Raw genomic sequence first — 3,263 nt, forward strand, 5'->3', positions numbered from 1 at the left:
GTATATTCTTGAAACAATTGCACATCTCGAACAGAAGAAAAAGACTCCCGCTCGCTCGAAGGAGATTAAAACGTACTACGAGCAAGTCACGAAAGAGTGGGGTTCAGAACCTCTTACGACGCTAAAGAGTATTCAAGATCACCTCTCTGACCTCCATATGCTTGGCTTCTTGCAGCGGTCTGAACAGAATGACGGTGAGAGAGGTGGCCGCCGCTATGAGTATGAGCTTGACCTCGACCCACAGATAATCATCGACGCCCGCAAAGAGGTTGAATCCAAGTGAGACGTCGCATGCGGTGAGACAGACGAAATGTACTCTCACTCTCCGTCGCGCCGTAGCCGACGCTCCCACCGAACACAGCCCACTCGTCAGTCACCACACCGCTGGACAGCGACGTGTACTTGACGCGATGGCGATAGCTGTCAGCCGCGTCGTCGACGACGATTCGAACAGCGGTACCACGATCAGAAAGCGGTTCTCTCAGGAGTGCCATTGGCCACAGCCTCCAAAGTCAGTAATGGACATCAGCGGGAACGATCCACAGATGGTCGTTCGACCCGACGAGCTGCTCAAGTCGCTCGCGGTGCCGAACCCCGTCAGCGAACTCGTCGTAGAGGTACACCGCCGGCCCACGGTACGCCCCGAGATTGTGGCACGCATGTCTGACGAGGTCCTCATCGCGCATAATCGCCGCGGCGTCAAGGTCGTCAACGCCCTCTCGAACACGCTCGAGGTTTCGCTTGAACTCGCGTGTCGTCGCCTGCCACCCGCGCTCGAGGAGTTCCTGGCCGTCTTCTGAGTCAACAGGTTCTGCAACCGGGAGGTCACCCCACCGGGCGCTGCCGGCGACCGTTGTCGAGTCGTCATCAAACGTCACATAGTAGTCGAACACCGACTCGGCGTGCGGGGCAGCACCCACCAGTTGGTTGAACACGTCGGCGGCCCGTGAGAGGGCGTCGTCTGTTGTCGATGCAGTCACGAGTGCGTAGATTATCTGGTGCATTCGTCGTCACCTCGCCGACTCAGGAGTCGAAGTCTGTCCGACCCCCTGCGCCGGCGCCCATCGCCGGCGCAATAAAATACGCGCTCAGTCAGCGAGACTAACCAACTGTGAGTAGTGTTCTGGCCCCGGCCCCATCCATGACTCCGGAGAGATACTGAAACGGTGGTGGGTGTCCCGTGAGTCTATGAAATCGTCCCTCAGAATCCAAAGCAGAATTCCTGAACCGGTGGTATCCCCCTACTTAGCAAATGCACTCGTATTTCTTTGTGGATTGGTTCACCTTCGGTTCAAGGCGGAGGCCCCTTCCTCAAGGAGTGAACGAACGGAGTGAGTGAACGAGTAGGGAGGGGAGGAGCCGGCACATCCCACTCCAACCACATGCTTTATAAATGGTTGCTTCGTATGTGAAGTTGTAATGGAGGTTGACCGAACGGTTCCCGTCAAACTCGCTGTTCCTGACGACCGGCGGGACGACCTCCATCAGACCATCGAACAGTTCAACCACGCCGTCAACTACACCGTCCAGAACGGTAGGGACGAGTCAGGGTACTTCGTTCTCAACAAGTCCAAAATACACGACAAAGTGTACTACGACCTCAGAGACGAAACCGACCTCCCAGCCAACCTCTGCGTTCGGGCCTACTCGAAAGCCGTTGAAATGCTCAAGAGTACCGTCGCAGACTGGAAGAAAGGCAACAGTCGCCCCGTCCCCCGATACACCCAACCATCAGCGGTGTACGACAAGCGCACGCTGACCATCAAAGACAGGTCAGCCACCCTCTCAACTGTCAACGGTCGGGTCGCCGTGGACTACGTTCTCGGAGACTACCAGAAATCCTACTTCGATGACGACGACTACGAGAAGCGGATGGGAACGCTCCACTACCGCGAAGACGAGGATGCGTTCTACCTCCACATCGTCGTTCGGAAAGAGGTGGAATCCGTGGAGAGCGACCGTGTGTTGGGCGTGGACTTGAACTTGAAGAATGTCGCCGTCACCAGTACGGGACGATTCTTCGATGGCGGCGACTTGTTGTGGGGGCAGAATCACTATTTCCGCGTTCGGAGAGCCTTACAGCACAAAGGCACTTGCTCCGCCAACGGACACTCGAAGGGGTGTCGGGGCGAGAAAACCGCTTCGTGCTGAACCAACTCCACGCGATTTCTCGCGGCGTAGTCGAAGAAGCCCTCGCACACGACTGCGGATACATCGCCGTCGAACGCCTCACCAACATCCGTGAGCGCATGTCGAATCAGAATCGACAAGTAAAGCGTCAGATGCACAACTGGGCGTTCCGACTCCTGCAAGACCAAATCGAGTACAAAGCCCAAGAATACGGCATCGAACTCGTCGCGGTGAACCCGGCATTTACAAGCCAAACGTGTTCTCGGTGCGGCCACCAATCCAGCACGAACCGGGATTCCAAGACCGGTTGGTTCGAGTGCAACGATTGTGGACAGGAGTACGACGGTGATTACAACGCGGCGAAAAATATCGGGATGCGATTGGTAACTTTACCAGAGGGCAAACGTCCCTCTGGGTTGGGTCACGGTCAACTGGCCCTGAAGTCCGGGACGCTGAACGCGAGTGGCGATTATACCGCCCACCGAGATTCGGTTAGAGCGCGAGTCCACGGACAAGCCCCGTCCTCAAACGTGAGCATTAGCGAACGTTAGGGCGGGGTAGTTGACTACGTATTCGTGTGTCTCTCGTGCGAGTTCGAACAGTTTCTCCGCACGGCTTTTTGAAGCAAGCCCATCCTGATAGTAGGTTTTGGCGCGGTGATTCCGCCAGAGGTCCTGGAGATTCTCAGCGACATGGTGCGAGATAATACCGCGTCTCGCCGCTTCTGTATACACACCTGGATGTGTACCGGGGAGGTCACGAGGTTCGAGACCTCCCTCGAGCAGTTTGAATTCAATCACACGCTCAATCGCGACGAACGACGCCTCAATCACGAGTGTGTAGAAGCCCTGTTCTAGAAGCACCGTCGCACCAGCGAGGAGACGACATGACTTCCGCAACTGAAGGATATCTGCTTCGTTCGTCTCAAGTCCAGATTCAATCGTAGATGGTCGAATGCGGCTTGCACTTCATCAACGAGCGTCTCGATTCGAGTACTACTCATCGGTCATCACCGCCGTCCGGACATGTTGGAACTCCGCGTCACCATAGACGGTGACACCGTCGCGAAAGATCTCGTGGAGTTTCTCGCTCGCTCGACGTGCGCTTGCTTCGGACTCGACAAACGGTTCAAA

At 56.2% G+C, this 3,263-nt stretch carries 3 protein-coding genes and 3 pseudogenes; 3 read left to right on the top strand and 3 right to left on the bottom strand.

The genetic code is table 11. The features are described 5' to 3' along the window. Positions 1–283 (top strand): annotated as a pseudogene (locus QT222_RS03910) (cell division control protein Cdc6); the annotation flags it as partial. Between the two features lie 229 nt (positions 284–512). Here the strand turns inward: QT222_RS03910 and QT222_RS03915 are convergent. After that, a complete protein-coding gene (locus QT222_RS03915; protein ID WP_491476372.1) occupies positions 513–1,004 on the bottom strand; it encodes a DUF7995 family protein in 492 nt (163 codons plus the stop codon). 415 nt (positions 1,005–1,419) lie between these two features. On the opposite strand from QT222_RS03915, the gene QT222_RS03920 reads away from it, so the two are divergent. Beyond that, positions 1,420–2,151, top strand: coding sequence for a nuclease/transposase family protein (locus QT222_RS03920; RefSeq protein WP_491476373.1), 732 nt, complete (start codon positions 1,420–1,422; stop codon positions 2,149–2,151). Further along, positions 2,145–2,681 (top strand): RNA-guided endonuclease InsQ/TnpB family protein, encoded by a 537-nt coding sequence (locus tag QT222_RS03925; RefSeq protein WP_491476374.1) that lies wholly within the window; start codon positions 2,145–2,147, stop codon positions 2,679–2,681. Before QT222_RS03920 ends, QT222_RS03925 begins: the two co-directional genes overlap by 7 nt. On the opposite strand, the pseudogene QT222_RS03930 reads toward QT222_RS03925, so the two are convergent. Together QT222_RS03930 and QT222_RS03935 are read right to left on the bottom strand one after the other, a co-directional pair. Further along, a pseudogene (locus tag QT222_RS03930) lies at positions 2,655–3,133 on the bottom strand (DUF8154 family protein). The gene QT222_RS03925 and the pseudogene QT222_RS03930 sit on opposite strands and share 27 nt — an antisense overlap. Continuing rightward, positions 3,126–3,263, bottom strand: a pseudogene (locus QT222_RS03935) (DNA polymerase subunit beta); the annotation flags it as partial. The pseudogenes QT222_RS03930 and QT222_RS03935, both read right to left, overlap by 8 nt.

Source organism: Haloferax sp. s1 (assembly GCF_058382125.1).